A 12387-nucleotide genomic window follows, 5' to 3' on the forward strand; every position below is an offset into this window, starting at 1 on the left:
CCGTCCTCAGTGCACCCGCGCCGCTCAGCCCGCCAGCACGCGCGGGAACTCCCCCGGGATCTCGCTCGCGAGGTACCCGGCCGGGCCGATCCGCGCGGAGAGGCGCGTGTCCGCCTCCGTGTGCAGGAACGCGCCCCACGCGGCCGCGCCCATCGGATCGACGCCGCGCCCGCGCAGGCCCGCCGTCGCTCCGGCGAGCACGTCGCCGCTGCCCGCGGTGGCCAGCCCGGGGTGCTCGCCCTCGATCCGCACCGCGTCGCCGTCGGGCGAGGCGATCGTGTTGAACAGGCTCACCACCGCGCAGTAGCGCTCGGCGACCGCGAGGGCGGCCCGCTCGACGTCGTCGACCTCCTCGCCGAGGAGCCGGGACGCCTCCTCCGAGTTCGGGGTCAGCAGGAGCCGGCCCGCGAGCCTCCGTGCGAGACGGCGCTGCCCGGGCAGGACTCCGAGCGGGAAGGCGTCGAGGTGCACAGCCGGCACGTCGTCGAGGAGCGGAGCGAGGGCCCGCAGGGTCGCGGCGGTCGCGCGCGGGTCGTCCAGGCCGGGTCCGATCAGGGCGACGTCGGCGGAGGAGAGCTCGCCGGCCAGGACGTCGAGCCCGCGGCCCGAGACGGAGCCGGTCCGGGTCTCCGCGAGCGGGACCACTCCGCACTCCGGCAGCGCGACCGCGGTGGCCGACGCGACCGACTCGGCGACGCAGAGCGTGATGCGCCCCGCGCCGGTCCGCAGCGCGGCGATCCCCGCGAGGATCGCGGCGCCGGGCGTCTTGCGGGCGCCGCCGACGACGACCACGTCGCCGCGGGAGTGCTTCGAGCCTCCGGGCTCCGGGAGGGGCCAGCGCTGCTCGAGCAGGGCGCGGGAGACGAGGTCACTCATGAGGGTCTCCTTCTCCGTCCGCGCGGTCGTCGTGCCGGGTGACGGGGGTGCCGGAGCGCTCGAGGTGGGACGTGCGGTTGAAGAGGTCGAGGCGCCACGCGCCGCCGTCGCGGACGAGACGGGTGACGGAGCCGTTGGCGACGGGCGTCGAGGCGCCGATGTCGAGCAGCTCGTGCTCGGAGAGGCCCTCGAGGACGTAGCGGAGGACGAGGACGACCGCGTCGTGGCAGAAGAGGATCGCCGGCCCGGGAGGCGCGGCGACGGCGAGGTGGTCGACGAAGGCGCGGACGCGGAGCGCGAGGTCCGTCCAGGCCTCGCCTCCCGGCGGCCGGTAGTAGAACTTGCCGAGCCACTCGCGCCGCGCCGCCTCCTCGGGCATCCGGGCCCGCACGCCGGCGGAGGTGAGGCGGTCGGTGACGCCGAGGTCGCGGTCGCGCAGGCGCTCGTCGGGGCGCAGCCGCAGGTCGATGCCGGCCTCGCCGAGGGCGAGACGCGCGGTCGCGGAGGCGCGGCGGTAGGGCGACGTCCAGGCGGAGGCGGGCCGCGCCTCCTCGGCCAGCCAGCGGCCGAGCGCGCGCGCCTGCTCCTCGCCGGCGGGGGAGAGCTCGACGTCGGGGTCGCGGCGGTCGACGGCGATCTCGTGAGCCCCCGAGGCCTCGGCGGCGCTCGCCGCGATGTTGGCGAGGCTCTCGCCGTGACGGACGAGGAGGAGCTCGGTCGGGCCGGTGGAGGAGGCGGGCATGGCTCCACGCTCCGCCTCGCGGGCCGGAGGCGCCAGGGGGTTCCGCCGCGGCGACGCGGGTTGCTACGGAGTCGTCAGGGGTTCCGCCGTCGTCAGGGCGCCTCTCCGTCGGCGCGCTCCTCAGCCGAGACCGCCGTGACGACCGCGGTGAGCGTCTCGGGGTCGCTCAGGATGCGGAAGTGCCCGCCGGTCTCGATCCGGACGTTGACCGCGCCCTCGAGCATGCTGCCCTCGGGGATGTGCGGATCGAAGAGGCCGAACACGGAGGTGATCCGCGCGTTCGCTCCGGAGCGGCTCGACAGCAGCAGGGTCGTGGCGTCGCGCGGCGAGAAGGCGCGCAGGCTCCGGAGGACCAGGTAGGGCGCGTAGCGGGAGCCGCCGAACGGGGTCGCCACGGCGACCATCCGGTCGACCCGGCCGTCCGGGTCGAGCTCGGTCATCACGTACTTGCCGATCAGCCCGCCCTTGCTGTGGGCGACGATCACCACGTTGCGGAGCCCGTGCTCGGCGAGGTAGGCGGCCACGTCCTCGGCCGTCCGGGCGACCGGGCGGCCGTTGCGGCCGAGGCTCGTCAGCACGTGGAGAGGGTGCCCGCGCTCGTGCAGCGGATCGATGATCGGGCGGAGGAAGGACCAGGTCTCCCAGATCCCCGGCAGGACCACGACGGGCCGCCGGTCGCCGTCGAGGTAGTCGTCCGGGGCACGGCGCGAGAGGACGCCGCGCACCTGCCAGGCGACGGCGTAGGCGTAGTCGCGGATCCACCAGACGGCGTCGCGGACCAGGCGCCGGAGCCGGCTCATGCGGCCGGCTCCGACCGGAGGGGGAGCGGGGCGGCGGGCCTCTCGCCGAGCGCGGCGGCGAAGCGGAGGATCTCGCGGGCGAGCGCTCCGGGCTCGGTGCGGGGGACGACGTGGCGCGAGCCGGCGAACTCGACGAGCCGCCCCTCGCGCGCGTGGGCCGTGAGCCGCTCGCACCAGTCACGGGTGGCGATCGGATCGTCGCGGCCGCGGGCGACGAGGACCGGCACCTCCAGCCGGGCGACGCGCTCCTGGACCGGATGCCGCAGCATCTCGGGCAGCTGGCGCAGGTACCAGCGCAGGCCGCCGCGCAGGTAGTCGGCCAGCAGGATCGCGTCGACGCCCACCGGCTCGCCGAGGCAGTCCCGCAGCAGCGCGAGCCCCTGGCGGACCGCTCCGGGCCGCTGCGGATCCACCACCGGCCCGATGAGCACCGCGCCGTCGACGAGGCCGGGCGCGCGCAGCCCCAGCTCGACCGCCACCTGCGACCCCATCGAGTGCCCGACGACGACCGCGCGCGAGACGCCCAGTCCGCGGAGGACCTGCTCGACCTGCCGCGCGTGGTCCTCGAGGCCGACCCTCCGCCGCGGTCGCCCGTTCGCGCCGAAGCCGGCGAGGTCGACGCCGATCACCCGGCCGTGCCGCTTCAGGCGGGCGGCGAGCGGCGAGAAGGTGTGGTGCGACATCCCGATCCCGTGGATCAGGACGAACACCGCGCCCGCCCCGGCCGGACCGGTGTCGACCGTCCGCAGCGTGACGCCCTCGACCTCGTGTCGCACGGGGAGGACGCGGCGGGGCGGTGTCGGCAGCATCGTCCCAGGCTAGGGATCGTCGGCCGGCCGCGCGGGGGGATGCGCCCGCTCCCGCCGTGGTCTAGGCCGCGTCCGCCCTGGGGAGGAGCGTTCACCCCGCCGGCGGCCGGCGGTCCCCGCCGAGCGTCCCGTCGTGCCCGCTGTCAAGCGGCTCCTCCGCGGCGGCGCCCCTGCCTAGCCTCGGAGGAGGGGGTCGGCGTGCGCTGCTCCCGGAGGGATGACGCCATGCGGATCGCGATCGTCGGGGCGACCGGCAACCTGGGGACGGCGCTGCTGCGGCGCCTGCACGGCGAGGCCGGGGTGGAGGAGATCGTGGGCATCGCCCGCCGGGCCCCTCGGCTCCGCTCGGAGGAGTACCGCGACGTGCGCTGGGTCGAGATCGACCTCGCGTCGAGCGTCGCCCCGCGGCGGCTCCGCGAGGCCTTCGCCGGCGTCGACGCCGTCGTGCACCTCGCCTGGGCGCTGCAGCCCAGCCACGACGAGCCGTTCCAGCGGCTGGTCGACGTCGGAGGCACCGCGGCCGTGCTCGAGGCGGTCGCCGCCGCGGGAGTCGGCCAGGTCGCCGTCGCCTCGTCCGTGGGCGCCTACAGCGCGGCGCCGAAGTCGATCCGGGTCACCGAGGACTGGCCCACGGGCGGCCTGCACACCTCGACCTACAGCCGCCACAAGGCCGCGAACGAGCGGCAGCTCGACGCCTTCGAGGAGCGGCACCCCGAGATCGTCGTCACGCGCCTGCGCCCGGGGCTCGTCTTCCAGCGCGGAGCGGCGACGGAGATCGCCGGGCTCTTCGCCGGTCCCCACTACCCGACGCGGTGGCTGAAGGCGGTCCGGATCCCGGTCCTGCCGCTGCCGCGGAGCATCGTCTTCCAGGGCGTGCACGCCGACGACGTGGCCGACGCCTTCTGGCGCGCGCTCGACCGGCGCGCCGGCGGGGCCTTCAACATCGCGGCCGAGCCGGTCCTCACTCCGGAGCGGCTGGCGCACGCCTTCGGCGCCCGCCTGGTCACAGTGCCGTTCGGGCTGCTCCGCTCCGTCGTCACGGCGACCTGGCACCTGCGCCTGCAGCGCACCGACGCGGGCTGGCTCGACATCGCGGGCAACGTCCCGGTCATGTCGACCGAGCGCGCCCGCGCCGAGCTCGGCTGGGCGCCGACCCGCACGGCGGAGGAGGCGCTCGCCGAGCTCGTGGCCGGCCTGGCCGACCGCTCGACCGTCCCGGGCTCGCCCCCGCTCCGGGGCTGATCCGGCCGGGAGTCGATCAGAGGCGAGCCCTCGCGGTCAGTCGGCGACGCGGATGAGCACCTTTCCCGTCGCGCCCTGCTCGACCGCGTCGTGGGCGGCCGCGGTCTCCTCGAGCGGGAACCAAGTCAGCGGGAGGCCCGCCTCCTCGCCCACCGGGAGCGCGCCGTCGACGAGCGCCGCGGTGATGTCCTCGGCCGCGGCCTGCAGTGCCTCCTCGCCCACGGTGTAGAGCAGCAGGCCCTGCCAGCGGGCGTTCTTCGCGAAGCTCGCGACGATCGGCACGGTGAACTCGTCGCCGTTGTTGTTCGCGTAGTACCCGATGCTGCCGTGGTTGGCGAGCACCTCGACGTCGAGCGCGGCGTTCTGAGCCGGGGCGACCTCGACCACGTGCTGGACGCCCTCGGGGGCGAGCCCGCGGATCCGGTCGGCGAGCGCGTCGTCCGGGTACTGCAGCACGTGCTGCGCACCGGCCGCACGGGCGAGCCGCTCCTTGGGGTCGCTGCTCACCGTCGCGATGACGGTCGCCCCGGCCCAGACCGCGAGCTGGATCGCGGCGTGCCCGACGGCTCCGGCGCCGCCCTGGACCAGGACGGTGCGGCCGGCGAGGGTGCCGGGCGCGAGACGGGAGGGGCCGTGCTCGTGCACGGTGAGGGCGCGGTGGGCGGTCATCGCGGGGACGCCGAGGCTCGCGGCGACGTCGGCGCCGACGCCCTCGGGCAGGCGCACGACGTGCTCGGCGGCGAGCACCGCCGACTCCTGCGCGGTGCCGGTGGGGCGGCGGTGCGCGGAGAGGTACATCCAGACCCGGTCGCCGACGGCCAGGCCCTCGACGCCCTCGCCGACCGCCTCGACGACACCGGCGCCGTCCTGGTTCGGGACGACCTCGTCGAACGCGAGGTCGCCGTCGGCGCGTGCCTTCCAGTCGGTCGGATTCACGCCCGACGCCAGGACGCGGACGCGGACCTCGCCGGCGCCCGGCGCCCGCTCCTCCCGGTCGACGAGGGAGAGGACGGAGGAGTCACCGGTGCGGGAGTAGACGATCGATCGCATACGGAGGGCAAGGAGTGCGGGCGGCGGTGTATTCCCGGCGGCACGACGAAGGGCGGCGGGCCCGGAGGCCCACCGCCCTGTCAGCGCCGACGGATCAGTGCTGCACGTCCTCCTGGACGGCGTGCTTGGCCTCGCGGGCCGAGTCCTTCACGTCGTCGGTGGCGGAGGTGCCCGCCTCCTTGACGTTCTGCGCGGCGTCGGTCGCGGTCTCCTTGACGGAGGCGAAGGCCTGCTGCGCGGGCTCGCGGAGCTCGCTCGCCGCCTCCTTGGCCGCGTCGGTCACCTTGTCGACGACCGGCTGGGCCTGCTCCTTGACGCGGCTCGCCGCCTCCTTCTCCTTGCTGGAGGCGGGGATGAGCGAGGCGACGAGGAGTCCGGCGCCGAGGGCGATGAGCCCCACGGCGAACGGGTTGCCCTCGGCCTTGGCCTTCGCCGAGCCCGCACCGCTCGAGAGCGAGTCGGAGGCGTCGTGCGCCGAGCCCATCACGCGGTCGCGGACGGAGCCCACGGCCGACTTGACCTTGTCGGTCTGACGCTGCGCGATGGCGGACGGGCTGACCTTCTCGGCCAGCGCGTCGACGTCCCCGCCCAGCTCGAGGCGCGTGCGCTCGATGTCCGCCCGGATCTCCTCGGGTGTCTTGTTCTGTCCTGCGTCGTACGTCATCGTCCTGCCCCGTTCGGCTTGAGGGTGTCGGGAATCTTCTTGAGGGAGTCGACCGTCTCGGGAGCGCCGTCGACCTGCTTCAGGCTCTTGCGGCCCACCGCGTAGAGGATCGCGGCCACGATCGCCCAGATGACGGCCACTACCACTCCGGACCAGCCGTTGCCGATCAGAGTGCCCAGGCCCCACCAGAGGGCGATCGAGAGGAAGAGCACGGCCATCAGCGCGGCGTAGCCCGCCCCGCCGAGGAGGCCCGCTCCCTTGCCCGCCTTGCCGGCGGACTCCTTGAGCTCGGCCTTCGCGAGGGCCATCTCCTGGCGGATCAGCGTGGAGAGGTCGCGCGAGACCTCGCCGAGCAGATCGCCCAGCGACGTCGACCCGGCCCGCTGGTCGGGCGTCTCCGTCGAGCGGTGGACGCCCGTCGGGTCGGTCACAGCCGGCCGCCGTTCGGGAAGCCGCCGTCGAGCGGGTCGGCGACGGGCTCGGTCGGCGCGTAGTCGCGCTCGAGGGAGCTCGAGCCGACGGTGCCGTAGGCGGACGCGACGGGCGCGTCGTACGCGGAGGCGTCGGAGTACGCGGTGGTCGAGGCGGGGGCGTCGAACTCGGGCCCGTCGGTGCGGGTGCTCGTCGCCTCCTTCTCGTCCTTCGCCTCGGCGGTCAGGGCGCGGATGAGGCGCCCGCCGACGAGTCCCGTCGCCGCGGCGATGAGGATGAAGGCACCCGGGCGGCGGCGGGCGAACGCGCGGACGTCGTCGAGGAGCTCGGACGGGTCGCGGTTCTCGAGCCACGAGGCCACACCCTGCACGCGGGTGGCCGCCTGGGAGACGAGCTTCGCGGCGGCGTTGTCGCTGCCGCCCTCGCCGTTGGCCAGCGCGGTCAGGTCGTCGCTGAAGGCGCGGGCGCCCTTGGCGGCGTTCTCCTTCTGGGCGTGGGCCTGCTCGGTGAGCTGGGTGCGGCTCTGGTCGTAGAGGTCCTTGACCTGGACCTTGGCCTCCTGGACCACGTTGGCGGCCTCGTCCTTGCCGGTCGAGAGCACTTCGCTCGCGGCCTGCTTGGCGTCGCCGGCGACGGCGCCGGCCTGGTCCTTGGCGGTGCCCGCGGCGGCGCTCGCCTTCTCCTTCGCGGAGTCGGCTGCACCGCCCGTGGAGGAGCCGGAGGACGTGTCCGTGGGGGCGACGTGCGCCCCGCTGTCGGTGGGGGTCTCGGTCGCGCCGAAGTTCGCGGCGCCGTCTCCGAACGGAGGTGAAGCGGGATCGATGTTCGACATCGTCTGTCCCTTCCAGGATCGAGTGGGGGATGAATGCGTGCCGGCGTCGCCAGTCTGTTCGGGCCCTCGAGTACCGGGAAGGGCATAGCGGCTGACCCCCTGTTGGGGCTACCATCCCGCGCCCACGAGGGCGGGTCCCGAGGGCCCGTGGATCGACTGCTCAGCCACCGCGTCAAGCCCCTTCTGACCCGCGAACAGGGCTCCCTACCGTCGAGAGGACAGACATCGGACGTCCGCACCCGGATCCGCCCGGCTACCCCGGAAAGGCAACCAGTCATGTTCTTCCACCGTCAGGAACTCCAGTTCACGTCCACGCCCTCGAAGCCCGACGCGGTCTTCGCCCGCCGCTTCCAGGAGGTGCTCGGCGGCCAGTACGGCGAGATCACCGTGGCGATGCAGTACGGCTTCCAGGCCTGGAACGCCCACGACCCGGGCAAGTACCGGGATCTGCTCTTCGGCATCGGCGCCGAGGAGTTCGGCCACGTCGAGATGATCGCCGTGATGATCGCCCAGCTGCTCGAGAAGGCCCCGGTCGAGCAGTCCGAGGACGCGATGAAGAAGGACCCCGTGCTCGCGGCGGTCATCGGCGGCTCCGACGTGCAGCACGCCATCGTGGCCGGCGCCGGCGCGCGCCCCGTCGACAGCATGGGCAACCCGTGGCAGGGCTCCTACATCACCGCCAGCGGCAACCTGCTGGCCGACTTCACCGCCAACGCGAACGCGGAGATGCAGGGTCGGCTCCAGGTCGCCCGGCTCTACCACATGACCGACGACCACGGCGTGCGCGACCTCCTGTCGTTCCTCCTGGCCCGCGACACCATGCACCAGAACCAGTGGATCGCGGCGGCCGCCGAGCTGCGCGCGGAGGGCCGGGAGGACCTGCCCGTGCCCTCGAACTTCCCGATCTCGAAGGAGGAGCGCTCCGTGTCGTACGAGTACATCAATTTCTCGGACGGAGCAGCGGCCTCCGAGGGCAGCTGGGCCTCGGGCCCGACCCCGGACGGCAAGGGAGAGTTCAGCTACCGCGTCGCGGAGCCCGGCGGCAACGTCCCGATGCCCCCGCCCACCCAGCCGGACGAGCGCCTCTACGGCACCGACCCGAAGCCGAACATCGTCGAGAAGGCAGTGGGGGCCGTCAAGGACGCGGTGACGGGCAAGTGAGCGCCGCACGGGTCCTCGGGGCGCTCGGCGCCTCCGCTCTGACGATCGGCCTGCTGGCCGGCTGCACCGGCGGCGCCCAGACGCCGTACCAGTCGGGGAGCGCGGTGCCCACCAGCGCCGACGACGGATCGTCGCAGACTCCCACGAACGCGCCCTCGCAGTCCGCTCCGTCCGAGTCCGCCACCCCGGCGACCTGATCCCGCGCCCTCGGCCGGCCGGCCCCGGTCGAGGGCGCGAATCATCGCAGTCCAGCGGGCGCCCGGGCAAGCCCCTTCCCGCTCCCAGGAAGCGGGCAGTTCCCGGTCCTACGGTCGTGCCAACGATCAGCGAAGGAGGCACCACCATGGGGCTCGATGACAAGATCAAGAACGCCGCTCAGGACATCGCCGGCAAGGCGAAGGAAGCCCTGGGCGACCACAAGAACGACGACAGCCTGAAGGCCGAAGGCCAGAAGGACCAGGCCGCGGCCTCGGCCAAGAAGGCCGGCGAGGACGTCAAGGACGTCTTCAAGTAGGTCTCGGCAGTACCGCGAAGGCGGCGCTCCCCTCGGGGGGCGCCGCCTTCGCTGTTCCCCGGCTAGGGGTGCAGGACGACCTTGATGCAGCCGTCCTCCTTCTTCTGGAAGGTCTCGTAGAGGGCCGGAGCGTCCTCGAGCGGCGCCCGGTGGGTCACGAGGTCCATCACGCCGAGCGGATCGGAGGAGTCCTCCACCAGCGGCAGCAGGTCGTCGATCCAGCGCTTCACGTTGCACTGGCCCATCCGCACCGTCACCTGCTTGTCGAACATCGACTTCAGCGGCATCGGGTCGGCCTCTCCGCCGTAGACCCCGCTCAGCGACACGGTGCCGCCGCGGCGCACCAGGTCGAGGGAGGCGTGCACTGCGGCGAGGCGGTCGACGCCGACCGTGTCCATCGCCTTGCGGGCGATCGGGTCGGGCAGGAGCCCCGCCATCGACTGCGCGAACGAGCCGACCGGCGAGCCGTGCGCCTCCATGCCGACCGCGTCGACGACGGAGTCGGGGCCGCGCCCGTCCGTGAGGTCGCGCAGCTGCGCGGCGATGTCGTCGGACAGGTCGAACGTCTCCACGCCGTACCGCTCGGCCATCGCGCGCCGCTCGGCGACGGGCTCCACGGCGAGGACGCGGTAGCCGCGGTGGGCGCCGATCCGCGCCGCGAACTGGCCGACCGGGCCGAGTCCGAAGACGACCAGGGTCCCGCCGTCGGGCACCTGCGCGTACTCCACGCCCTGCCAGGCGGTGGGCACGATGTCGCTGAGGAAGAGGTAGCGCTCGTCCGGCAGGTCCGTGCCGACGACGATCGTGTTGTAGTCGGCCAGCGGCACGCGGAGCAGCTCGGCCTGCCCGCCGGGGACCTGGCCGTACATCTTCGTGTAGCCGAAGAGCGCCGCTCCCGAGCCGTACTCGGTGACCTGCGTCGTCTCGCACTGCGACTGCAGCCCTCGGCGGCACATGAAGCACTCGCCGCAGGCGATGGTGAAGGGCACGACGACCCGGTCGCCGGGCTTCAGGGTGGTGACTCCGGAGCCCACCTCCTCGACGACGCCCATGGGCTCGTGGCCGAGCACGTCCCCGCGGTCGATGTAGGGCCCGAGGAGGCGGTAGAGGTGCAGGTCGGAGCCGCAGATCGCGGTCGAGGTGATCCGGACGATCGCGTCGGTCGGCTGCTGGATGCGGGGGTCGGGGACGGTCTCGACCGAGACCTTCTCGATGCCCTGCCAGGTGAGTGCTCGCATGCTCGTGTCCGTTCTCCGGCTCGCGCCGGTCGGGGTCGGTGTCCCTCCACCGCACACCCGGAGGGCGCCGAGGGGGAGGGGCTTGACGCTCCCCGGAGCGTTCCCGAGGGGGATTCCCGGGAGAACGCACGGACGTGCATCCCGCGTTCACCCGACTCACGGCGGCCGAGTGGTGGGATGGGGGGATGGATGCTCTCTACACCGCCATCGCCCACGCCTCCGGTGGAGGACGCGACGGCCACGTCCGCACCGAGGACGACCGTCTCGACCTCGACACCCGCGCCCCGCAGGAGCTCGGCGGCTCCGGCGAGGGGACCAACCCCGAGCAGCTGTTCGCGGCCGGCTACTCCGCCTGCTTCCTCAGCGCCCTGCACGGAGCCGGTCGCCAGCTGAAGATCGACACGACCGACGCGGCCGTCTCGGCCAGCGTCTCGATCGGGAAGAACGACTCCGACGGCTTCGGCCTCTCGGTCGAGCTCGACGTCTACGTGCCGAAGGCGAGCTCCGAGGACGCGCAGAAGGTGGCCGATGCGGCGCACCAGCTCTGCCCGTACTCCAACGCCACCCGCGGCAACATCCCCGTGCAGATCAACCTGGTCGACTGACCGGGCCCTCTCGACGGCCCCTCCCGGACTCCGGGCAGGGGCCGTCGTCGTGTCCGGGGGCGGTCCGTTAGGGTCGGGGCATGACCGAGGAGCTGTCGCACGAGGAGCCGTCGCACGAGGAGTCCCTGGCGCGGGCCGAGCTCGTGCAGATCCGTCAGAGCATCGACAACATCGACGCGGCGCTGATCCACCTGCTCGCCGAGCGCTTCAAGTTCACGCAGAAGGTCGGCCGGCTGAAGGCCGCGCACGGGCTGCCCGCCGCGGACCTCGAGCGCGAGGCGCGCCAGATCGCGCGGCTGCGGGCGCTCGCCGAGGAGTCGCACCTCGACCCGGCGTTCGCCGAGAAGTTCCTCGGGTTCATCGTCGCCGAGGTCATCCACCACCACCAGCGCATCGCCGACGGCGCCGAGGACTGAGCCTCAGCCCTCGATCCGCAGCAGCCCCGCCGTGCGCTCGCGCAGCACGCCGAGCAGCAGCGGGTAGTCGGGGAAGAGCTGGTCGCGCCGCAGCGTCGGCACCCGCAGCCCGAGGGGGACCTCCGTGATGCGGCCGTTCGTCTCGGTGAGGGTCAGGCGGAGGCTCCGGCTCCCCGTCGGGCTCGAGGCGACGACCGAGCGCAGAGCCTCGAGCGGGAAGATCAGCCCGTCGATCTGGATGGCCGACTCCGACACCACGATCGAGCCCGGCAGCCCGGGCCGCAGCGCCAGCCGCGCGGCGACCAGCCCGAGCGGGAGGGAGAGCGCCACGACGACCGCCCCCAGCGCGATCTGCGCGCGGTCGCCCGACGGGGATCCCGCGAGGGCGACGGCCAGGACGCCGGCGGCGAACGCCTCCGTGGCGACGACGACCAGGGCGACCGCCCGGCGCTGGAGCGGAGCGCGGTGCGGCCGGAAGCGGACGGCCGAGGCGGGCCCGGCCAGAGCGGGCGGCAGGGCGTCGCGGACGCGGGCGGCGGCGCCGAGGTCGGCGAGCAGGGCGGCGAGGTCCTCCGGGCGGAAGTGGCCGCAGCGGACCTCGACTCCGTCTCCGCGGCACCAGGCGACGAAGCCGTCGCCGTCGGCGGACTCGAGGAAGCGGACCGACCGGCGGGGCCACTGCTCGCGGCGGCGGCGGCCGCGCATCAGCACGACCTGCGTCTCGGTCGTCATCACGCGGGTGGGGGAGACGACGAAGAGCGAGACCGCCGAGGCCAGTCCGATGACGACGGTGAGGGCGAGGAGCCCGAGCGCGAGCACCGACTCGTCGAGGACGCCGCGGCGGTCCGCGAGGACGGCGAACGGGATGAGCACGGCCGCGAGGCCGGCGCCGAGGAGCCGCAGGAGGAGGGCGCGGAGGCGTCGCAGGACCGACGGGCCGTACACCCGTCGCGTCCGGATCGCCATCGGTTCCGACTCCATCGCGTCAGGCTAGCCCCGGCCGGGA

Annotated in this window: 16 protein-coding genes; 6 read left to right on the top strand and 10 right to left on the bottom strand. The window is 74.0% G+C overall.

Annotated elements, in window-relative coordinates; all coding sequences use genetic code 11:
• Positions 1–24: 24 nt before the first annotated feature.
• The 4 genes from C5B98_RS09080 to C5B98_RS09095 form a co-directional block, all read right to left on the bottom strand.
• Positions 25–876: an NAD(P)H-hydrate dehydratase gene (locus tag C5B98_RS09080; protein ID WP_104222774.1), complete on the bottom strand. Its 852-nt coding sequence runs from the start codon at positions 874–876 to the stop codon at positions 25–27.
• Positions 869–1618 (bottom strand): histidine phosphatase family protein, encoded by a 750-nt coding sequence (locus C5B98_RS09085; RefSeq protein WP_104222773.1) that lies wholly within the window; start codon positions 1616–1618, stop codon positions 869–871. Before C5B98_RS09085 ends, C5B98_RS09080 begins: the two co-directional genes overlap by 8 nt.
• A 92-nt stretch (positions 1619–1710) precedes the next feature.
• Positions 1711–2418: a triacylglycerol lipase gene (locus tag C5B98_RS09090; protein ID WP_104222772.1), complete on the bottom strand. Its 708-nt coding sequence runs from the start codon at positions 2416–2418 to the stop codon at positions 1711–1713.
• Positions 2415–3227 carry an alpha/beta fold hydrolase gene (locus C5B98_RS09095; protein ID WP_104222771.1) on the bottom strand — a complete coding sequence of 271 codons (813 nt, stop codon included), beginning with the start codon at positions 3225–3227 and terminating at the stop codon, positions 2415–2417. Before C5B98_RS09095 ends, C5B98_RS09090 begins: the two co-directional genes overlap by 4 nt.
• Positions 3228–3452: 225 nt before the next feature.
• Here C5B98_RS09095 and C5B98_RS09100 point away from each other — a divergent pair, with 225 nt between their 5' ends.
• Positions 3453–4469: an NAD-dependent epimerase/dehydratase family protein gene (locus C5B98_RS09100; protein ID WP_104222770.1), complete on the top strand. Its 1017-nt coding sequence runs from the start codon at positions 3453–3455 to the stop codon at positions 4467–4469.
• A 36-nt stretch (positions 4470–4505) separates the two neighbouring features.
• On the opposite strand, the gene C5B98_RS09105 is transcribed toward C5B98_RS09100, so the two are convergent.
• The 4 genes from C5B98_RS09105 to C5B98_RS17275 form a co-directional block, all read right to left on the bottom strand.
• A complete protein-coding gene (locus C5B98_RS09105; RefSeq protein WP_104308197.1) occupies positions 4506–5519 on the bottom strand; it encodes an NADPH:quinone reductase in 1014 nt (337 codons plus the stop codon).
• Positions 5520–5613: 94 nt separating this feature from the next.
• The gene (locus tag C5B98_RS09110) at positions 5614–6183 is read right to left on the bottom strand and encodes a DUF3618 domain-containing protein (RefSeq protein ID WP_104222768.1); all 570 of its coding nucleotides are present in this window, start codon (positions 6181–6183) and stop codon (positions 5614–5616) included.
• The gene (locus tag C5B98_RS17270) at positions 6180–6614 is read right to left on the bottom strand and encodes a phage holin family protein (protein ID WP_104222767.1); all 435 of its coding nucleotides are present in this window, start codon (positions 6612–6614) and stop codon (positions 6180–6182) included. The genes C5B98_RS09110 and C5B98_RS17270 overlap by 4 nt, the downstream gene beginning before the upstream one ends.
• Positions 6611–7447 (bottom strand): hypothetical protein, encoded by an 837-nt coding sequence (locus tag C5B98_RS17275; RefSeq protein ID WP_104222766.1) that lies wholly within the window; start codon positions 7445–7447, stop codon positions 6611–6613. The genes C5B98_RS17270 and C5B98_RS17275 overlap by 4 nt, the downstream gene beginning before the upstream one ends.
• A 276-nt stretch (positions 7448–7723) precedes the next feature.
• On the opposite strand from C5B98_RS17275, the gene C5B98_RS09125 reads away from it, so the two are divergent.
• The 3 genes from C5B98_RS09125 (at position 7724) to C5B98_RS09135 (ending at position 9122) form a co-directional block, all read left to right on the top strand.
• Complete coding sequence (locus C5B98_RS09125; RefSeq protein ID WP_104222765.1) at positions 7724–8608, top strand: manganese catalase family protein; 885 nt, start codon at positions 7724–7726, stop codon at positions 8606–8608.
• A complete protein-coding gene (locus C5B98_RS09130) occupies positions 8605–8805 on the top strand; it encodes a hypothetical protein (RefSeq protein WP_104327664.1) in 201 nt (66 codons plus the stop codon). Before C5B98_RS09125 ends, C5B98_RS09130 begins: the two co-directional genes overlap by 4 nt.
• A 146-nt stretch (positions 8806–8951) precedes the next feature.
• Complete coding sequence (locus C5B98_RS09135) at positions 8952–9122, top strand: CsbD family protein (RefSeq protein ID WP_104222763.1); 171 nt, start codon at positions 8952–8954, stop codon at positions 9120–9122.
• A 62-nt stretch (positions 9123–9184) separates the two neighbouring features.
• Here the strand turns inward: C5B98_RS09135 and C5B98_RS09140 are convergent, their stop codons facing one another.
• Positions 9185–10360 carry a zinc-dependent alcohol dehydrogenase gene (locus C5B98_RS09140; protein WP_104222762.1) on the bottom strand — a complete coding sequence of 392 codons (1176 nt, stop codon included), beginning with the start codon at positions 10358–10360 and terminating at the stop codon, positions 9185–9187.
• A gap of 185 nt (positions 10361–10545) precedes the next feature.
• Here C5B98_RS09140 and C5B98_RS09145 point away from each other — a divergent pair, with 185 nt between their 5' ends.
• Positions 10546–10965, top strand: coding sequence for an organic hydroperoxide resistance protein (locus tag C5B98_RS09145; protein WP_104222761.1), 420 nt, complete (start codon positions 10546–10548; stop codon positions 10963–10965).
• 80 nt (positions 10966–11045) lie between these two features.
• On the top strand, positions 11046–11381 hold the full coding sequence (locus C5B98_RS09150) for a chorismate mutase (RefSeq protein WP_104222760.1): 336 nt from the start codon (positions 11046–11048) through the stop codon (positions 11379–11381).
• Positions 11382–11384: 3 nt separating this feature from the next.
• Here C5B98_RS09150 and C5B98_RS09155 read toward each other — a convergent pair whose 3' ends face one another.
• Positions 11385–12362 carry a hypothetical protein gene (locus C5B98_RS09155; RefSeq protein ID WP_146076942.1) on the bottom strand — a complete coding sequence of 326 codons (978 nt, stop codon included), beginning with the start codon at positions 12360–12362 and terminating at the stop codon, positions 11385–11387.
• Positions 12363–12387: the final 25 nt, after the last annotated feature.

The sequence above is a fragment of the Rathayibacter sp. AY1A5 genome (assembly GCF_002930875.1).
Taxonomy (GTDB): Bacteria; Actinomycetota; Actinomycetes; order Actinomycetales; family Microbacteriaceae; genus Rathayibacter.

What these genes read in the sequence shown, in the direction of transcription:
- C5B98_RS09150 (WP_104222760.1), top strand. Translation starts at nt 11,046, where the DNA reads ATGACCGAGGAGCTGTCGCACGAGGAGCCGTCGCACGAGGAGTCCCTG.
- C5B98_RS17275 (WP_104222766.1), bottom strand. Translation starts at nt 7,447, where the DNA reads ATGTCGAACATCGATCCCGCTTCACCTCCGTTCGGAGACGGCGCCGCG.
- C5B98_RS09095 (WP_104222771.1), bottom strand. Translation starts at nt 3,227, where the DNA reads ATGCTGCCGACACCGCCCCGCCGCGTCCTCCCCGTGCGACACGAGGTC.
- C5B98_RS09110 (WP_104222768.1), bottom strand. Translation starts at nt 6,183, where the DNA reads ATGACGTACGACGCAGGACAGAACAAGACACCCGAGGAGATCCGGGCG.
- C5B98_RS09100 (WP_104222770.1), top strand. Translation starts at nt 3,453, where the DNA reads ATGCGGATCGCGATCGTCGGGGCGACCGGCAACCTGGGGACGGCGCTG.
- C5B98_RS09080 (WP_104222774.1), bottom strand. Translation starts at nt 876, where the DNA reads ATGAGTGACCTCGTCTCCCGCGCCCTGCTCGAGCAGCGCTGGCCCCTC.
- C5B98_RS09125 (WP_104222765.1), top strand. Translation starts at nt 7,724, where the DNA reads ATGTTCTTCCACCGTCAGGAACTCCAGTTCACGTCCACGCCCTCGAAG.
- C5B98_RS09135 (WP_104222763.1), top strand. Translation starts at nt 8,952, where the DNA reads ATGGGGCTCGATGACAAGATCAAGAACGCCGCTCAGGACATCGCCGGC.
- C5B98_RS09085 (WP_104222773.1), bottom strand. Translation starts at nt 1,618, where the DNA reads ATGCCCGCCTCCTCCACCGGCCCGACCGAGCTCCTCCTCGTCCGTCAC.
- C5B98_RS09155 (WP_146076942.1), bottom strand. Translation starts at nt 12,362, where the DNA reads ATGGAGTCGGAACCGATGGCGATCCGGACGCGACGGGTGTACGGCCCG.
- C5B98_RS09140 (WP_104222762.1), bottom strand. Translation starts at nt 10,360, where the DNA reads ATGCGAGCACTCACCTGGCAGGGCATCGAGAAGGTCTCGGTCGAGACC.
- C5B98_RS09105 (WP_104308197.1), bottom strand. Translation starts at nt 5,519, where the DNA reads ATGCGATCGATCGTCTACTCCCGCACCGGTGACTCCTCCGTCCTCTCC.
- C5B98_RS09090 (WP_104222772.1), bottom strand. Translation starts at nt 2,418, where the DNA reads ATGAGCCGGCTCCGGCGCCTGGTCCGCGACGCCGTCTGGTGGATCCGC.
- C5B98_RS09145 (WP_104222761.1), top strand. Translation starts at nt 10,546, where the DNA reads ATGGATGCTCTCTACACCGCCATCGCCCACGCCTCCGGTGGAGGACGC.